Below are 17,332 nucleotides of genomic sequence, written 5' to 3' on the forward strand. Positions count from 1 at the left end.
ACAAACTATCACTCCGTGAACGACATGTCTACTGAGTGAGATTAGTTGGACGACGGTTGCATGGGAGGATGACGGCATGGCAGACGGCGCCGCCGACGACGGCGGGATCGAGATCCTCAGCAAGGCCGGTGCGATCATCGACGCACTCGCCGAGACGACCGCGTTGACGGTGAGCGCACTCGCGGACGCCGTCGGCGAACCGACGAGCTCGACGTACCGGCTGCTGCAGAGCCTCACGGTGATGGGCTGGGTCGACGCGGCACCCGCCCGCGGCACCTACCGGCTCGGCCTCGCCTGCATGGAGATCGGCGGGGTGCTCGAGGACTCCCTCGACGTCCGCGGCCTCGCGCTGCCCCGGATGCGCGCCCTCCGCTCGACCGCCGGGGTCGCTGCCCTCCTCTGCTACCGCCGCGGGACCCGCGCCGTTTGCGTCGAACGCATCGAGGGGCACGACGTCCGCTCGGTGGCGATGCAGGTCGGCGACTCGCTGCCCCTGCACGTCGGCGGAGCGCCGATGGCCCTGCTGGCGTTCCTGCCCGCCGGGGAGCAGCACGCGGTCGTCGACGAGCTGCTCGCCGCCGAGGGACTGCCGTACCCGGTGCCGTCGGCCGACGACCTCGGTGCGCAGATCCAGGCCACGCGCGACCGCGGGTACGCCCGGTCCGACCAGGACGTCACGATCGGGATCGCCGCGTTCGGCAGCCCGGTCTTCAACCACCGCGGGGAGCTCGTCGCCGCCGTCTCGATCAGTGGGCTGCGTGAGCGGCTCGTGGAGCGGGAGTCCGAGCTCGGGGCGCTGGTGATGGCCACGGCGGCGGAGATCAGCGCCGACCTGGGCTTCTCCGCGGCGGGCGTCCTCGCCCCCGCCGGGGAGGCGGTGCGTCGTGGCTGAGCGCAAGCCGATGCGGGTCCTCGCCAACTCGATGGCCGTCGTCGAGGCCCTCGCCGAACGCGGCGACCTCTCCCCCGCCGAACTCGCCGAGGCCACCGGGCTCCCCCGCCCGAGCGTCTACCGCTTCATCGACGGACTCAAGGCCGTCGGCATGGCGACCACCACGGACGAGAACCGCGCGCGCCTCAGCGTGAAGTGGCTGCACCTGGCCGACGCGGCCCGCGACGCGATGACCGAGTGGTCCGCGGCACGGCAGGTCCTCGACGCCCTTGCCGAAGCCACCGAGCAGACCGTGTTCCTGACGGTGCCGCGGGGTGACGAAGCGGTCTGCATCGACTGGGCCCCCGGCCGTGGGATCGGCGTGCTGACCCTGGCGCCGGGGCGGTCGCTCCCGCTCTACGCCGGTGGCGCCGGCCGGCTCGTGCTCGCCTACGCCCGCGACGTCGAGGAGTACCTGACGGACGGACCGGACCGTCGGCCGCTGACCAGCCAGACGATCGTCGACGCCGACGCTCTCCGCCACGACGTGACGACGACCCGGTCCAAGGGCTACACCCTGTCGCTCGACGACGCCACCATCGGGATCGGGGCGCTCGCGTTCCCCGTGCTCGGCACCGGCGGCGAACTGCTCGGGTGCCTGTCGATCGCGGGTCGGTCGGTCGACGTCCGGGAACGCACCGACGAGTTCATCGCGGCGGCGCAGGGTGCGGTGGCGGAACTGCAGCGCGGGGCCGCCAGCGAACTGACGACCCCGCTCTGAACGCCGCCGGCCCGGAGCGGGCCAGCTGGCCCGGCGAGCCGGCTGGCCCGGCGGGCCGGCGGGCCGGCTGGCCCGCCGGGCCGGCTGGTGCTGCTACCAGCTCACCGCGATGTACTGCGACTCCATGTACTCCAGGAGCCCCTCGGCGCCGCCCTCGCGGCCGATGCCGGACTCCTTCATCCCGCCGAACGGTGCGGCCGGGTCGGACACCAGGCCGCGGTTCAGCCCGACCATGCCGGACTCGATCCGCCCGCTGACGCGCAGCCCGCGAGCGAGGTCCTGCGTGTAGACGTAGGAGACCAACCCGAACGGGGTGCCGTTGGCGAGCCGGACGGCGTCGTCCTCGGTGTGGAAGGTCACGACGGGCGCGACCGGCCCGAAGATCTCCTCCTTGAGGATGCGGGCGTGCTCGGGGACGTCGCTCAGCACGGTCGCGGGGTAGAACCACCCGGGCCCGTCCGGTGACGCACCGCCGGTGAGCACCGTCGCCCCGTCCTCCTTCGCGCCGTCGACGAGCCGCGCGATGTCGTCGCGAGCACCCTCGTTCACCATCGGGCCGAGCTGGACGTCGGGGTCCAGGCCGTCTCCGGTCCGGAGTGCGCCCATCGCCTCGGCCAGCCGGGAGGAGAACTCCGCGGCGACGCCTTCCTGCACGTAGAAGCGGTTCGCGGCCGTGCAGGCCTCGCCGCCGTTGCGCATCTTCGCGATCATCGCGCCGGTGATCGCGGCGTCGAGGTCCGCGTCGTCGAACACCACGAACGGGGCGTTGCCGCCGAGCTCCATCGACGTGTTCACGACGGAGTCCGCCGCGAGCTTCATGAGCTTCACGCCGACCTCCGTGGAGCCGGTGAAGGAGAGCTTCCGGGCACGCGGGTCGCGCACCATCTGCTCGACGACCGTGCCGGAGGACCGGCTCGGCAGCACGTTGAGGACACCGGCGGGCAGGCCCGCCTCCTCGAAGAGCTTGCCGATCGCGAGCGCGGTGAGCGGGGTGTCGCTCGCCGGCTTGAGGACCGTGGTGCAGCCGGCGGCGAGCGCCGGCCCGATCTTCCTGGTGGCCATCGCCGCGGGGAAGTTCCACGGCGTCACGAGGATCGCGATGCCGATCGCTCGGTGCTCGACGAGGATCTTGTTCGCGCCGCCGGGCGCCGTCTGCAGCGAGCCGGGGATCCGGACGGCCTCTTCCGCGTACCAGCGGAGGAACTCGGCGGCGTAGACGACCTCGCCGCGGGCGTCCGCGAACACCTTGCCGTTCTCCGCCGTGATGAGCCGGGCGAACCAGTCGGCGCGCTCGATCATCAGGTCGTAGGCGCGGGACAGGATCTCGGAGCGCTTGCGGGGCGGGGTCGCCGCCCAGTCGGCCGCCGCGTCGGCGGCGGCGTCGACCGCCGCCTGCGCGTCGTTCCGGGTGCCGCTCGAGACGGTCGCGATCACGCTGCCGTCGACGGGGTTGTGGACGTCGAAGGTCGCGCCGTCCGAGGCGGGGCGTTCCACCCCGCCGATCAGGAGGCCCGTGGGGACCCCGGCGACGATGGCAGCCGGGTGCGTTGTCGAGTCCAGGACGTCGGTCGCGTCGGTCATGAGTGCTCCAGTTCTCGCACGCGCGGGGCGGACTGCGTCAGGTAGAGCCGCTGGTCGCGCTTCTTCTCGTCGTAGGTGGCGCGGGCGTCCTTCGTGCTGTCGAGGGTCGAGACCTCGGCCACGGGGACGTCCCACCAGGCGCCGGAGCCGCCGAAGCGACCCTGGGCGTCGACGCGGACGTAGACGACGCTGGTGCCGTCGTACGCACGGGCGTCGTCGAGTGCCGTGCGGAAGGTGTCGGCGGTGTCGGCGGAGAACACCTCGGCGCCGTAGCTCGCCGCGTTGGCGACGAAGTCGACCTCGAGGCGGCGGCCGTCGTGGCGGAGTGCTTCGCCACGCTCGTTGAAGCGGGTGCCGAAGGTCTGCGAGCCGAGCGTCTCCGACAGCGCGGCGATGGAGCCGTACCCGTGGTTGTCGACGATGACGATCGTCATGCGGAGGTGCTCCTGCACCGCGGTCATGATCTCCTGCGACATCATCAGGTACGACCCGTCGCCGACGAGCACGTGGACGCGGCGGTCCGGTGCGGCGAGCTGTGCGCCGACACCGCCCGCGACCTCGTAGCCCATGCACGAGTTGCCGTACTCGATGTCGTAGCCCTTGGGGCTGCCCGGACGCCAGAGGCGGTGCAGGTCACCCGGCATCGACCCGGCGGCGTTGATGACGACGTCGTCGGCCTCGGCGGAGGTGTTGAGCAGTCCGAGCATCTCGGCCTGGGACAGCGTCGGGCTGTCCTGCACCTCGATGATGCGGTCGACCTCGGCACGCCAGTCACTGGCGGCCTGCTCGTTCGACGCGACGACGTCGGCGTCGAGCGTGAAGCCCTCGAGTGCGGCGCGGAGCTCGGCGAGGGTCTCGCGGGCGTCGCCGACGAGGGGGATGCCGGACTCCTTGAACGCGTCGACCTCGGCGACGTTGATGTTCACGAACGCCACGTCGGGGTTCTGGAACATGGTGTTCGAGGCCGTCGTGAAGTCGGTGTAGCGGGTGCCGATGCCGATGACCACGTCGGCCTCGTTCGCGATGGAGTTCGCGTACGCCGAGCCGGACGAGCCGAGCGCGCCGAGTGCGAGCCGGTGCTCCCAGGGCATGCCCGCCTTGCCGGCCTGCGTCACGCCGACACCGATGCCGGTCGACTCGGCGAAGTGGACGAGCTCGTCGGTCGCGTCCGAGTACACGACACCGCCGCCGGCGATGATGACGGCGTTCTTCGCGCCCTTGATCAGCTCGGCCGCGCGCTGGATCGCCGCGCGGTCCGGACGGTTGCGGGCGACGTGCCAGACGCGGTCGGAGAACAGTGCCTCCGGGAAGTCGATCGCTTCGGCCTGGACGTCCTGCGGCACCGCGATGGTGACCGCGCCGGTGTCGGCGGGGCTGGTGAGGACGCGCATCGCCTCGAGCAGTGCCGAGGCGAGCTGCTCCGGCCGGTTGATCCGGTCGAAGTAGCGCGAGACCGCGCGGAAGGAGTCGTTCGCGGTGACGTCCATCGCGTACGGGTGCTCCTGCTGCTGCAGGACGGCACCGGTCGACCGGGTCGCGAACGCGTCGGACGGGAAGAGCAGCACCGGGATGTGGTTCACCGTCGCGGTGCCGGCACCCGTCACCATGTTGGTCGCGCCGGGGCCGATCGACGTGGAGACGGCGAGCGCGCCGAGGCGGTTCTTCATCTTCGCGTAGCCGGTGGCGATGTGGACCATGCCCTGCTCGTTGCGGCCCTGGTAGTACGGGAACACGTCCTGGTACTGCAGGAGCGCCTGTCCGAGGCCGGCGACGTTGCCGTGGCCGAAGATGCCGAACGCGCCGCCGAAGAACGGACTGGTGACCCCGTCACGTTCGACGTGCTGGGCCTGCATGAACTCGACGATCGCCTGGCCCACCGTGAGGCGGCGGGTCGGCTGAGGGTGTTGCGCCATTGCGAACTTCCTTCTGTGGTGGGTCAGGGGCGGACGGGGACGAACGGGACACGGGGGTCCGTGCCGAGGGCGTCCCACTTGGCACGGGCGGGTGCGAGCGCGGGGTCCTCGGCGGCCTGCAGGGTGCGCTCCGGCGCGGGCCCGGCGAGCACGTTGAGGTAGTAGAGGTCCTGGTCGTGGGCCGCGACGGTGGTGTGGTACCCCCAGGGGATGAGGCAGATGTCGCCGTCGCGCACGGGGACGTCGAGGTCGAAGTCGCGCTCGGGGCTGTACACCCGCTGCAGCGCCCACCCGTTCTCCGGGTCGCGGAGGCGGTAGTAGTAGACCTCCTCGAGCTGCGCTTCGCCGTCGATGTCGTGCTCGTGCTTGTGCGGCGGGAAGCTGGACCAGTTGCCGCCGGGGGTCCACACCTCGACGATGTGCAGCCGGTCCGCGGGGAACGCGGGCGACATCGGCGTCGAGACCTGGCGCGTGGCGGTGCCGCCGCCGCGCGTGGCGGATCCGACGTCGTCCGGCGTGACGAGGACGACCTCGTGCTGCTCGGTGGCCGGGGCCGTCGCGATCGCGAGTTCGGCACCGGGGGTGGCGGTGATCGTCACGGCGGTGTCCCGCGGGACGTAGAGCGTGTGTCCGAGCCCGTCGAAGACCGTGTCGCGACCGCCGATGCGGTACTCGTCACCGCCGACGGTGAGGACGAGGTCGCCGTGCAGGTTCACGAACGCCCGCTCGTTGCCGTCGGCCGGCAGTTCGACCGTCTCGCCGTCTCCGAAGGTCTTCACCTGGAAGGTGACGAACTCCCATCCTGCGATCTCCGGGGTGATGACGTCCCATGCGCCGTGCTTGAGCACCTGCGGGTCGACCATGTCTGATCCTCTCTGCGTCGTTGCGTCGGACTGAATGAGCATAGCGCTTTTATCGCTGAATGGACGAAACGTCCGCTGTAGGGAAATCCGCTTCCGCGAGCTGGAGGCAGCGGAGCGTCGTGTCCCGGGCCGCGTCCAACGCGTCCGGGAGGCTCTTGGCACGGTGCTCGACGGAGAGCATCTCCACGCCCCACGGACCGTCCCAGCCGAGCTCCGCCATCGTGCGGAGGAACCCCACGACGTCCTGGGCGCCCTCGCCGGGGTAGCGACGGTTGTCCCGGGTGTCCTCGAACAGCGTGCGACCGGCCTGCGGTTCGGCGTCGGCGTCGTTCACCTCGACGCCGACCACGGTGGCCGGGTCCAGGGTGCGCCGGAGCTCCTCGAGCGAGGTGTCGGCGCGGAACACGTGCCACGAGTCGACGACGAGTCCGGCGTGCGGGTGGTCGACGGCGCGGACGAGCTCGGACCCCTGGGGCATCGAGGAGATCCCGGCGAACGGGAGCGGTTCGAGTGCCAGCCGCGTGCCGATCTCCGCCGCCTCGTCGGCCAGCGCCCGGAACGGCCCGACGTACGGGTCGAGCGAGTCCACCGTGGGCGCGGGCGGCGGCCCGATCTTCACCATCGGACTCCCGAAGGCGCGGGCGGCGTCACGGAGCAGGTCCCAGCGGGTGCGCCACGGGGTCTCCGCAGGGTCCCGCCACCAGTCCTTGACGAGCTCGACCTCGAGGTGCCGGATGCCGACGCGGTCCGCGTGCTCGCGGAGCGCGTCGAAGCCGATCGTGTCGCGGACCACCTCGAGGTCGTCGACGACGAACCCGAGCCCGACGTAGCCGGCGTCCGCGGCCGCACTGACGCGCTCCCGGGCGGAGAACGAGCTCCGCTCCGAGGGCCCGTCGGGCAGTCCCGTGCCCGCGGTCGTCCAGCAGGTGGCGACGAGGTCGCGGTTGATCGGGCTCATCGTGACAGGTCGACCGCGACGGACTGGCCGGTGCGTGCGGAGCGGTCCGCGGCGTCCGCGAGCACGAGGGCGGCACGGCCGTCCTCGAACCCGGGGCTCCGCGAGGGCTCGCCGCGCACGGCCTTGAGGAACTCGACGACCTCGAGCCGGTACGCCTCCGCGTAGCGCTGCAGGAAGAAGTTCTGGTACGGCTCCAGGGACTCGACCGCGTCGGCGCTCCACCGGCGCACGAGGGTGTCCGTCTGGTTGCCGACCTGCAGCAGCCCCTCGGAGCCGAAGACCTCGAAGCGCTGGTCGTACCCGTAGGACGCGTGCCGCGAGTTCGTGATGACCACGAGCTCGTCGTCCGCCCCACGGAGGGTCACCACGGCGGAGTCGAAGTCGCCGAGCTCGCGGGCCGTCGCACTGAAGGTGTTCGCGCCGCGGGCCGTCACCTCGACGATGTCCGGCACGAAGAACCGCGCCATGTCGAGGTCGTGGATCGTCATGTCCCGGAAGATGCCGCCGGATGCGCCGAGGTACGCCGCCGGCGGCTCGGCGGGGTCGCGGCTCGTGATGAGGACCTGCTCGAGCGTGCCGATCTCCCCCGCGCTGACGCGACGCTGCAGCTCGGTGAAGTGCCGGTCGAAGCGGCGGTTGAAGCCGAGGACGATCGGGATCGTCGCGGCGGCGGCCTTCGCGCGGAGGCGGTCCACCCGGGCCAGGTCGAGGTCGATCGGCTTCTCGCAGAGCACCGGCACACCGGCGTCGATGGCGGCGTCGATCAGGTCGACGTGGGTCGCGGTCGGTGCGGCGATGATCACCGCGTCGACCTCGCCCGAGGCGAACACCTCGGCCGGGTCCGTGCTCACCTTGCCGCCGTACTCGGCGGCGGTGCGCTCGGCGCCCTCCACGAACGGGTCACAGACCCACGCGAGCTCCGCGTCGTCGATGGCGGCCACGCTCATGGCGTGGACCTGTCCGATGCGACCGGTGCCGAAGAGGCCGATCCGGGTCTGTTGCGTCATTGCAATCTCCAGGGTGGTGGGTTGTGCCGCGTGGTCTACGCGGTGGTGCGGGGCCGGACGGGGCGTCCGGTGTGGAACGACTCCGCGGCCGCCTCGGCGAGCGCGGTGGCGACGAGTCCGGCGGCGGGGGGCGTCAGGCTCTCCGATTCTCCGCGGATCATCCGGACGAAGTGGGCGATCTCCTCCTCGAACGCCGGGACGAAGCGGTCGCCGAACGTGTCGTAGGGGTTCGACGGTGCGCTGCCGCCCGGTTCGGTGGAGGTGATCGGGGTGCGTGGACCGTAGCCGGCACCGTACGCGCCCTTCGAGCCGGTGACCTCGAGCCGGACGTCCTGGCCCGCGTCGCTGCGGCGGAGCGCGCCGATGCTGCCGACCGCGCCCGATGCGAAGCGGAGCGTCACCATCGCGGTGTCGGTGTCCTGGTGGTCGCCGTAGACGGGCTCGTCGAGCACGGAGCCGATCATCGAGACCTCGACGACGGGGTCGCCGACCGTCCACGGGATGATGTCGAAGTCGTGGACGAGCAGGTCGAGCCACATGCCGTGCGACTGCGGGATGTAGTCGACGGGCAGCGCGTAGTGGTCGTTCTCCGTCGCCTGCACGAGCCGGAGCGTGCCGACGTCACCGTCGAGGACGTGCTGCCGGAGCCGCTGGTAGCCCGGGTCGTAGCGACGGTGGAACGCGACCATGATCGGTGTGCCCGTCGCGTCGAGGTCCCGGGAGAGCTCGGTCAGCTCGTCGACGCCGAGGGCGAGCGGCTTCTCGATGAGCAGCGGGGTGTGCGAGTCCGCGACGACCCGGGCGAGCTCGGCGTGCGTGTCCGTGGCCGAGGCGACGAGGATCCCGTCGAGCGAGGGCAGGACGTCGGCGAGCGGGTCGACCGTGGTCGACACCGGCGCCCAGACGTCCGACCCGGGCGCCCCGGACTCCGTGGTCTGCTCGGCGTCCCGCTGCGCCGCCAGCCGCGCCCGGACCGACTCCGTCCGTCCGGCGTCGCGGCCGATGAGCACGACCTCGTCGACGCCGGGCGTCCGCGCGAGGTTCCGCGCGTGCATCGCGCCGATGCGACCGAGTCCCGCGACGCCGACCCTCACCGTGCGACCTCGGCGGCCTCGAGCTCGGCGACCAGCGCGCGGACGTACTCGACGCTCGCGCGGGCGTCCTCGATCGGGCCGGTGCCGGCGGCCGGCTCCTCGAGCACGACCTTGTCCTGCTCGAGCACGATCCAGCCGTCGAACCCGGCCTGCACCATGCTGGTCAGGATCGCGCGGATGTCGACGTCGCCCTGTCCGACCGGGCGGTAGAGGATGTCGGCCTTGATCGCGTCGAAGTAGCTGATCTCGCCATCCGCGACCCGGCGCATGCCCTCGAGCGACACGTCCTTGAGGTGCATGTACGCGATGCGGTCGGTGTGCTCTGCGGCGAAGCGGACCGGGTCCGTGCCGCCGAGGAACAGGTGCCCGGTGTCGAAGCAGAACGGGATGGTGGAGCCGGCGAGGACGGCGTCGACGTCGTCCTTCGTCTCCACGACCGTGCCGACGTGCGGGTGCAGGGTCGCGGTGACACCGACGGCCGCCGCGGCCTCGGTGATGCGGTCGAGGTTGGCGAAGAGCGTCGCCCACTGTTCGTCGGTGAGCGGCTCCCGCTGGGCGTCGTACCCGGTCTGCTCGCTGTCCGCGCAGACCACGAGGACGGTCGCGCCGGATGCCGCGTAGTCCGCGAGCTCCTGCTCGATGCGGGGCAGTGGGTCGATGCCGGGCTGGTGTGCGATGACGGGCACGAAGCTGCCGATCGCGGTCATCCCGAACTCGGCCAGGCGGGCGGCCTTGTCCTCGGGCGCCGGGGGCAGGAAGCCCTGCGCGCCGAGCTCGGTGGCCTCGAACCCGAGGGAGGTCATCTCGGCGAGGACGCGTTCCGGGGGCAGCTGGTAGCCCCAGCCGTCCACCTCGCTGACACCCCAGGAGATCGGTGCGGTGGCGATGCGGAGACTCATGCGCGTGCCCCTTCGGTGGTGTTCGTGCGGACGTTGGCGGTCGCGCCCGGTTCGACGGGCAGGTCGACCCACTGGCCGGACTCCGCCGACTCCTCGGCGGCGCTCAGCACGCGGGCCGATGCGACGGCGTCGTGGATGTTGGACCCGGTGGCCTCGCCCCCGGTGGCGGCGGTGAGGAACTTCGCGGCCTCGATGACCTTGAGGTCGTCGTAGCCCATGCTCGTGCCCGAGCTCGGCTGGAAGCGGGAGTAGTCGGGGAAGTACCCGTCCGCGAACGCGCGGGTGTAGCCGACGTGCTGCCCGGTGCGGGCCAGGGCGACCTCGAGTTCGTTGAGCCGCTCGAAGTCCCAGCGGACCGAGCCCTCGGTGCCGAAGACCTCGAACGCGTACTCGGAGCGCGGACCGACGGCGATGCGCGACGCCTCGAGGTTGCCGATCGCACCGGCGCCGACCGCGGACTCGTCGAAGCGGACGAGCATCGTGGCGTAGTCCTCGTTCTCGACGGGGAGCAGCTTGCCGGCGTCGGGCGTCCCCGGGAGACCGGGACGCTCGGTGAGGTAGGTGCCGGTCGCGGCGGAGATCGAGCCGATCGGACCGAGGACGTAGTGCATGAGGTCGACGAGGTGGCCCATCAGGTCGCCGAGGACACCGCTGCCCGAGGTCGCGCGGACGAAGCGCCAGGTCAGCGGGTCCTCGGGGTTCGAGGAGAACCCGCCGAAGAACCGGCCACGGACGTTCGTGATCCGGCCGAGCGAACCGTCGAGGACGAGCTGGCGGGCGTGCTGCACGGCGGGGACGTGCCGGTAGTTGAAGCCGATCGTGGTGGCGACACCCGCGGCGTCGGCGGCCGCGGCCACGGATTCGGTCTCGGCGGCGCCACGACCGACGGGCTTCTCGATCCAGAACGGCTTGCCGGCCTCGGCGGCCGCGATGCCGATCTCGGCGTGCAGGGAGTTGGGGGCGCAGATCGAGACGACCTCGACCTCGGGGTCGTTCAAGACCTCGCGGTAGTCGGAGACGACCTTCTCGTAGCCGAGGACGTCCGCGGCGTAGTCACGGCCGGCGGCGGCGACGTCGGCTGCTGCGACGAGGCGGGGGCGGATGCCGAGCTCCGGGTAGAGGAGCGGGAGGAGGGCGTAGGAGCGCGAGTGCAGTCGCCCCATCCACCCGACGCTGATGAGTCCGACACCGACGGTGCGGGGCGCGCTGTTCTCTGCCACAGGGGCTCCTTTGCTTCCTGGTTTGAACCGGTCCAAAATCTTGGACCGGTTCAATGTACGACCGTCGATCCGACGATGTCAACCGCGTGCGGTGCGGTCAGCGGCGCGCGGGCACGGACGACGCCCGGATCCGCAGGGTGGGTGCGACGAGCACCTCGCCCGGGTTCTCCTCGGAGAGCAGGAGCTCGGCCGCGCGGTGGCCGATCGTGGCGTTGTCCGGGTCCACCGACGTCAGTCCGACCGCCCCGAGCGCAGCGAGGTACGTGTTGTCGTACCCGGTGACGGCGACCGAGTCCGTCAGGCCCCGCTGCCGGAGCGCGGCCGTCACGCCGATCGCGGCGAGGTCGTTGACCGCGGTGATCGCGGTCGGCGGCTCGTCGAGGTCGAGCAGCGCCTGCGCAGCCCGGAAGCCCGCCGCCTCGGAGAAGTCGCTCTCCGCGACGAGTCCGGCGTCGAGGCCGCGCTCCCGCATCGCCGCGACGAACGCATCGGCGCGGCCCGAGGCCACCCGACCGCCGGCTCCCCCGACGTGCCCGATCCGGTGGTGCCCCAGCCCGGCGAGGTGGTCCACGACGAGCCGGACACCGACCTCGTCGTCCCCGCGTACGGTCGCGGCGCCGGCGAGCCGGTCCGGTCGGGCACTGGCGATGACGATCCGGGCGGACCCCATCGCCTCCACCACGAGGTCCATGCTCGGCACCGAGCCCACCACGATGAGTCCGGAGGGCTGCAGGTCGCCGAGCATCGCGACCGCCTCGAGGTCCAGGTGGGCACCCGCGCCGGGGAGCACCGCGCTGGTCATCAGCCCGAGCCGGCCACCCGCCGACAGCGAGAGCCTGGCGGCGTCCACCACCTCGGCGAACACCGGGTTCCGGGAGTCCGCGACGAGGATCCCGACGAAGTCGTCCCGCGCACCGTTCAGCGAGCGGGCGACGCGGTTCGGGCGGAACCCGAGCGCGTCGGCCGCGTCCAGGATCCGCCGGAGCCGCTCCTGGCTGACCGACTCCGGCGAACTGAACGCGAGCGAGACCAGCGACTTGGAGACCGCCGCCCGCTCGGCCACGTCACGCATGGTCGCGCGTCGTGCCGTCGCCGTGGACCCGTCGTCAGCCATGGACCACATCTTGCAGCACGGTCACCGCTCGTCGCGACCGGCCCGCTTCGCCTTGCCCTTGATCGTGTCGATGTAGATCGCGCCGGTCGTCACCTCTTCCTCGAGCTTCTCGAGCGACCAGCCGCGGGTCTCCGGCACCTGGGTGACGATGAAGACGAGCGCGATGCCACCGATGACCGCGAAGAGGAAGAACGTGCCGGTGATGCCGATGCCCTCGATGAGCGACGGCACGTAGAGCGCGAGCACGCCGTTCATCAGCCAGCCGGCGAAGGCCGCGATGCCGGTCCCGAGTCCACGCATGTTGAGCGGGAAGATCTCGGCGAGCCAGACCCACACGGCGATGTTCAGGCAGGACTGCATCGAGAGCACGAACGCGCAGATGAGGAAGAGCAGCACGTACGGCCGGATCGGGTTGCCGTCCGGGATCACCAGCGACGAGACGCCGATCAGGATGTGGCAGGTGGTCGTGAGCGACAGGCCGAGGATGAAGGTCTTCCGCCGGTCGACGCGGTCCATGTTGCGGAGCGCGATGATCCCACCGACGACCGCCAGGATCCCGGGGGCGATGTTCGCGATCAGGGCGGCGTTCGCCCCGAAGCCGGACTGGATCAGGATGCGCTGGCCGTAGTACATGATCGAGTTGATCCCGGTGACCTGCTGCGCGATGGCGACGCCGCAGCCGATCAGGACGATGCGGATGAGCCAGCGGCTGGAGAGCAGCGCCTTGAGCCCGTTCAGCCGGGTCTCGCTCGGCTCTTCGGACGTGATCTTGCGGATCTCCTCGAGCTCGACGGCGGCGCGGTCCTCGTTGCGGACCGTCTTCAGGACCGCCAGGGCGCGCTCGTCGTGGCCGTGCTCGACCAGCCAGCGCGGGGACTCCGGCATCCTGAGCATGCCGATGAACAGCGCGGCTGCCGGGATCGCGCAGATGAAGAACATCACGCGCCAGACGCCGCCCTCGTCGCCGAGGACGATCCCGATGACCGCGTTGATGACGAACGCGGCGAGCTGCCCGCTCACGATCGCGAGCTCGTTGCGGCCGGTGATCATGCCGCGGATCTCGAGCGGTGCGAGCTCCGCCAGGTACACGGGGACGACGATCGACGCGGCACCGACCGCGAGTCCGACCGTGATGCGTCCGGCGAGCAGCACCTCGAAGTTCGGGGAGAACACGGCCAGGAGCGTGCCGCAGAAGAAGAAGACCGCCATCGCGATGATGGTCGACCGGCGGCCGATGCGGTCGGACACCGGCCCGCCGACGAGGCCGCCGACCGCTGCCGCGAAGACGAGGGAGGAGATGACGACGCCGAGGCCGATGTCGTCGAGGCCCAGCTGCGACTGGATCGAGATCTCGGCGCCGTTGCTGACGCCGGTGTCGTAGCCGAAGAGCAGGCCGCCGAGGCAGGCCACGACCGAGATCAGACCGATCCGCTTGCGGTGCGGGCCGGTGGTCAACGGTGGGAGTTCGAGTGTTCCGCGCGGTTGTCCTTGTCCAGACATCAAGACTCCTTCGTCGTGTCGAGCCCAGTGGCCCCGGGCATGCCTTCCTCCCAGGTTCTCACACACCGGACTAAGTGTCCACAAAACGGAAGGTGCGTACTCCATGAAAGAAGTCCTTGCGGCAGGGTCACCCGTATCGTATCGTTTGCCGGACAACTTGTTCGTTGAGCAGTAACTCGACGAACTATCGCCACCGACGGAGGTGGCAGATGGAGGCCTTCAATGAAGAAAGTCGTCACTCGAGCAGCGATCGCGGTTGCGTCGATCGCGCTCCTCGCGGGATCGCTCTCCGCGTGCTCGAACGGTTCCCAGGCAGCATCGTCCGGCGGTGGTGGATCCGCCTCGAACGCCAAGATCGGCCTCTTGCTGCCGGACTCGGTCACCGCGCGCTTCGCGAGTGCCGACCGCCCCCTCTTCACTGCGCGCATCAAGAAGAAGTGCCCGGACTGCTCGGTCCTCTACCAGAACGCCGGCGGCGACGCGTCGAAGCAGCAGCAGCAGGCGCAGGCGATGCTCACGCAGGGCGTGAAGGTGCTGGTCCTCGACGCCTTCGACGGCGAAGCGGCCGCCTCGATCGTCAGCCTCGCGAAGTCGAAGAACGTCCCGGTCGTCTCCTACGACCGGCTCATCAACTCGGGTGACCTCAGCGCCTACATCTCCTTCGACAACAACAAGGTGGGCGAGCTGCAGGCCACGGCCCTCGTCGACCGCATGAAGGACCTCGGCATCGCCGACGACGCCGGCGTCCTCGAGGTCAACGGCTCACCGACGGACAACAACGCGTCGCAGTTCAAGGCGGGCGCACAGTCCGTGCTGTCGAAGACGAGCTTCGACGTGCTCGGCGAGTACGACACCCCCGGATGGGACCCGGCGAAGGCACAGGCCTGGGCCGCTGGTCAGATCTCGAAGGTCGGCGTCACGAACATCAAGGGCATCTACGCCGCGAACGACGACACCGCTGGCGGCGTCATCTCGGCGATGCAGGCGGCCGGCGCCACCGACCTGCCGCCGATCACCGGCCAGGACGCGACGCTCGCCGGGCTCCAGCGGATCCTCGCCGGCAAGCAGTACATGACCGTGTACAAGGCGTTCAAGCCCGAAGCGCAGGGAGCGGCGGACCTCGCCCTCGAACTGGCCGCCGGCAAGAAGGCCTCGACGACGAGCACCGTGAAGACCGCCAGCGGCAAGAGCGTCCCGTCGGTGATCCTCACACCGGTGGCCGTCACCGCCGACAACATCAAGGACACCGTCGTGAAGGACGGACTCTTCACCGCGAAGGACATCTGCACCGCGCAGCTGGCCGCCGCTTGCACGAAGTACGGCATCAAGTGATCCGCCGGGAGGGGGGTCACTCCCCCTCCCCTGAATGCAAGGAGTCCTCGTGACCATCGCGGAACCCACCCCCGTCACCGTCCAGAAGGACCTGGTGATGTCCCTCCAGGGCATCAGCAAGCGCTTCGGCGCCGTCCAGGCCCTCTCGGGCATCGACTTCAACGTGCACGCCGGTGAGGTCGTCGCCATCGTCGGGGACAACGGCGCCGGCAAGAGCACCTTCGTCAAGATCCTCGCCGGCGTCTACACCCCGGACGAAGGCACGATCACGTTCGAAGGCGAACACGTGCAGATCGGCTCCCCGGCCGCTGCGCAGTCGCTCGGCATCGCGACGGTCTTCCAGGACCTCGCACTCGCCGACAACCTCGACGTCGTCTCCAACCTCTTCCTGGGGCGCGAGATCTCGACCTTCGTCCTCGACGAGGAGGCCATGGAGGCGAAGTCGTGGGAGCTGCTCCGACAGCTGTCGGCGCGGATCCCGTCGGTGCGCATCCCGATCGCATCGCTCTCGGGAGGGCAGCGACAGACCGTCGCGATCGCCCGATCACTCATCGGGGACCCGAAGGTCGTCATCCTCGACGAACCGACCGCCGCCCTCGGCGTCGCGCAGACCGCCGAGGTCCTGAACCTCGTCGAACGTCTCCGTGACCGAGGGCACGGTGTGGTGCTCATCAGCCACAACCTCGCCGACGTCCGCGCAGTCGCGGATCGCGTCGTCGTGCTCCGCCTCGGCCGCAACAACGGCGACTTCGCCGTCGCCGACGTGAGCTACGAGGACATCATCGCCGCGATCACCGGTGCCACAGACAACGCAGTCACCCGTCGCGCCGCCGCGCAATCCGAACGAGAGACCGACCAATGAGCAGCACCCGCCAGAGCAAGCGGCCACGAGGCACCTCTCCTGACCCCGTCACCATGAGCACGCCGACCTCCCGCGCTGCAGCGGACCTCCAGGACGAGCGGCTCCTCCGCGAAGAAGGCATCCGCGGTGCCGTCACCAGCTTCACCCGTCGGGTCCGCGCAGGCGACCTCGGCAGTCTGCCCGTCGTCGTCGGACTCGTCGTCATCTGGGTGGCGTTCGGGATCCTGACACCCGGGGGGAGCTTCCTCTACGCGACGAACCTCGTCGACCTCGCCGTGCAGTGTGCGGCGGCCGGCACCATCTCGATCGGCATCGTCCTCGTCCTGCTCCTCGGCGAGATCGACCTCTCCGTCGGTTCCGTCAGCGGCCTCGCCGCGGCGATCCTCGGAGTCGGACTCACGCAGCTGCACTGGCCGCTGATCGCGGTGATCGCCGTCGCGCTCGGCGTCGGTGCACTCATCGGCCTGCTGTACGGCCTGCTGTACACGCGGTTCGGCGTCCCGAGCTTCGTCATCACGCTCGCGGGGCTGCTCGCGTTCCTCGGCGTGCAGCTGCTGGTCCTCGGCCAGAACGGCTCGATCAACCTGCCGACCGAGTCGTTCATCGTGCAGTTCGCGCTCTTCTCCTACCTGCCGCCGTGGCTCGTCTACACACTCGCGGTGCTCGCCGCGGGCGGCACGCTGTTCGCCGACCTCCGTCGCGATGCCCGGCGGAGCCGTGCCGGCCTGTCGACGGGCGCCAAGTCGCTCGTGATCACCAAGGCGGTGCTGCTCCTCGTCGGGCTCTCCGCGATCGGCTGGTACCTCTCGACCGACCGCGGCACCGGGACGTCCTTCGTGTTCTTCGTCCTGCTCGTGGTCATCATGAACTACCTCGTGAAGCGCACGAAGTGGGGCCGGTCGATCTACGCCGTGGGTGGCAACGTCGAGGCCGCTCGCCGGTCCGGCATCAAGGTGCGGCTCGTGTACATCTCGGTGTTCATGCTCTGCTCGGTGTTCGCCGTCATCGGTGGGCTCCTGGCGTCCGCCCACCTGTCCGCCGCGACCCTCAGCTCGGGCGGCGGTGACGTCAACCTCAACGCGATCGCTGCGGCTGTGATCGGCGGCACCAGCCTCTTCGGCGGCCGCGGCAACATCTGGTCGGCACTGCTCGGCGTGATCGTCATCCAGTCCATCGCGAACGGCCTGAACCTGCTGAACTTCGAGGACTACACCCGGTACATCGTCACCGGAGCCGTCCTGCTCCTCGCGGTCATCATCGACTCGCTTTCGCGTCGCTCCCGGGCGAGTCACGGTGCCGCCTGACCGGAACCACGACACGGGACGGGCCCCTCGGCA

Annotated in this window: 15 protein-coding genes; 5 read left to right on the plus strand and 10 right to left on the minus strand. The window is 70.5% G+C overall.

Features of this window, described 5'->3' with window-relative positions:
• Positions 1–76 precede the first annotated feature (76 nt).
• Together EDF27_RS02235 and EDF27_RS02240 are read left to right on the plus strand one after the other, a co-directional pair.
• A complete protein-coding gene (locus EDF27_RS02235; RefSeq protein ID WP_132047033.1) occupies positions 77–892 on the plus strand; it encodes an IclR family transcriptional regulator in 816 nt (271 codons plus the stop codon).
• Positions 885–1,652 carry an IclR family transcriptional regulator gene (locus tag EDF27_RS02240; protein ID WP_123655257.1) on the plus strand — a complete coding sequence of 256 codons (768 nt, stop codon included), beginning with the start codon at positions 885–887 and terminating at the stop codon, positions 1,650–1,652. The genes EDF27_RS02235 and EDF27_RS02240 overlap by 8 nt, the downstream gene beginning before the upstream one ends.
• A 93-nt stretch (positions 1,653–1,745) precedes the next feature.
• On the opposite strand, the gene EDF27_RS02245 is transcribed toward EDF27_RS02240, so the two are convergent.
• The 10 genes from EDF27_RS02245 to EDF27_RS02290 form a co-directional block, all read right to left on the minus strand.
• Positions 1,746–3,233, minus strand: coding sequence for an NAD-dependent succinate-semialdehyde dehydrogenase (locus tag EDF27_RS02245; protein ID WP_132047035.1), 1,488 nt, complete (start codon positions 3,231–3,233; stop codon positions 1,746–1,748).
• Positions 3,230–5,146 carry a 3D-(3,5/4)-trihydroxycyclohexane-1,2-dione acylhydrolase (decyclizing) gene (iolD, locus tag EDF27_RS02250; RefSeq protein WP_132047037.1) on the minus strand — a complete coding sequence of 639 codons (1,917 nt, stop codon included), beginning with the start codon at positions 5,144–5,146 and terminating at the stop codon, positions 3,230–3,232. The genes EDF27_RS02245 and iolD overlap by 4 nt, the downstream gene beginning before the upstream one ends.
• Positions 5,147–5,169: 23 nt before the next feature.
• Positions 5,170–6,009: a 5-deoxy-glucuronate isomerase gene (iolB, locus tag EDF27_RS02255; protein WP_165931320.1), complete on the minus strand. Its 840-nt coding sequence runs from the start codon at positions 6,007–6,009 to the stop codon at positions 5,170–5,172.
• 49 nt (positions 6,010–6,058) lie between these two features.
• Positions 6,059–6,967: a sugar phosphate isomerase/epimerase gene (locus EDF27_RS02260; RefSeq protein ID WP_132047039.1), complete on the minus strand. Its 909-nt coding sequence runs from the start codon at positions 6,965–6,967 to the stop codon at positions 6,059–6,061.
• Entirely contained in the window at positions 6,964–7,974 is a 1,011-nt protein-coding gene (gene iolG / locus EDF27_RS02265) for an inositol 2-dehydrogenase (protein WP_123655252.1), read from the minus strand. Before iolG ends, EDF27_RS02260 begins: the two co-directional genes overlap by 4 nt.
• Before the next feature lie 35 nt (positions 7,975–8,009).
• Positions 8,010–9,029 (minus strand): Gfo/Idh/MocA family oxidoreductase, encoded by a 1,020-nt coding sequence (locus tag EDF27_RS02270; protein ID WP_165931321.1) that lies wholly within the window; start codon positions 9,027–9,029, stop codon positions 8,010–8,012.
• 35 nt (positions 9,030–9,064) lie between these two features.
• Positions 9,065–9,967, minus strand: a complete 903-nt coding sequence (locus EDF27_RS02275; RefSeq protein ID WP_123655250.1) for a sugar phosphate isomerase/epimerase — start codon at positions 9,965–9,967, stop codon at positions 9,065–9,067.
• On the minus strand, positions 9,964–11,187 hold the full coding sequence (locus EDF27_RS02280) for a Gfo/Idh/MocA family oxidoreductase (protein ID WP_260235898.1): 1,224 nt from the start codon (positions 11,185–11,187) through the stop codon (positions 9,964–9,966). Before EDF27_RS02280 ends, EDF27_RS02275 begins: the two co-directional genes overlap by 4 nt.
• Positions 11,188–11,284: 97 nt before the next feature.
• Positions 11,285–12,301, minus strand: coding sequence for a LacI family DNA-binding transcriptional regulator (locus EDF27_RS02285; protein ID WP_165931322.1), 1,017 nt, complete (start codon positions 12,299–12,301; stop codon positions 11,285–11,287).
• A 21-nt stretch (positions 12,302–12,322) separates the two neighbouring features.
• Positions 12,323–13,801 carry a sugar porter family MFS transporter gene (locus tag EDF27_RS02290; protein ID WP_132047041.1) on the minus strand — a complete coding sequence of 493 codons (1,479 nt, stop codon included), beginning with the start codon at positions 13,799–13,801 and terminating at the stop codon, positions 12,323–12,325.
• Between the two features lie 222 nt (positions 13,802–14,023).
• On the opposite strand from EDF27_RS02290, the gene EDF27_RS02295 reads away from it, so the two are divergent.
• The 3 genes from EDF27_RS02295 to EDF27_RS02305 all read left to right on the plus strand — a co-directional run bounded on the left by EDF27_RS02295 (position 14,024) and on the right by EDF27_RS02305 (position 17,299).
• A complete protein-coding gene (locus tag EDF27_RS02295) occupies positions 14,024–15,133 on the plus strand; it encodes a substrate-binding domain-containing protein (protein WP_123655247.1) in 1,110 nt (369 codons plus the stop codon).
• A gap of 97 nt (positions 15,134–15,230) precedes the next feature.
• The gene (locus EDF27_RS02300; protein ID WP_243698218.1) at positions 15,231–15,995 is read left to right on the plus strand and encodes an ATP-binding cassette domain-containing protein; all 765 of its coding nucleotides are present in this window, start codon (positions 15,231–15,233) and stop codon (positions 15,993–15,995) included.
• A 53-nt stretch (positions 15,996–16,048) separates the two neighbouring features.
• Positions 16,049–17,299, plus strand: a complete 1,251-nt coding sequence (locus EDF27_RS02305) for a sugar ABC transporter permease (RefSeq protein ID WP_123655245.1) — start codon at positions 16,049–16,051, stop codon at positions 17,297–17,299.
• The last annotated feature ends 33 nt before the right edge of the window (positions 17,300–17,332 follow it).

The sequence above is a fragment of the Curtobacterium sp. PhB136 genome (assembly GCF_004346855.1).
Lineage (GTDB): Bacteria > Actinomycetota > Actinomycetes > Actinomycetales > Microbacteriaceae > Curtobacterium.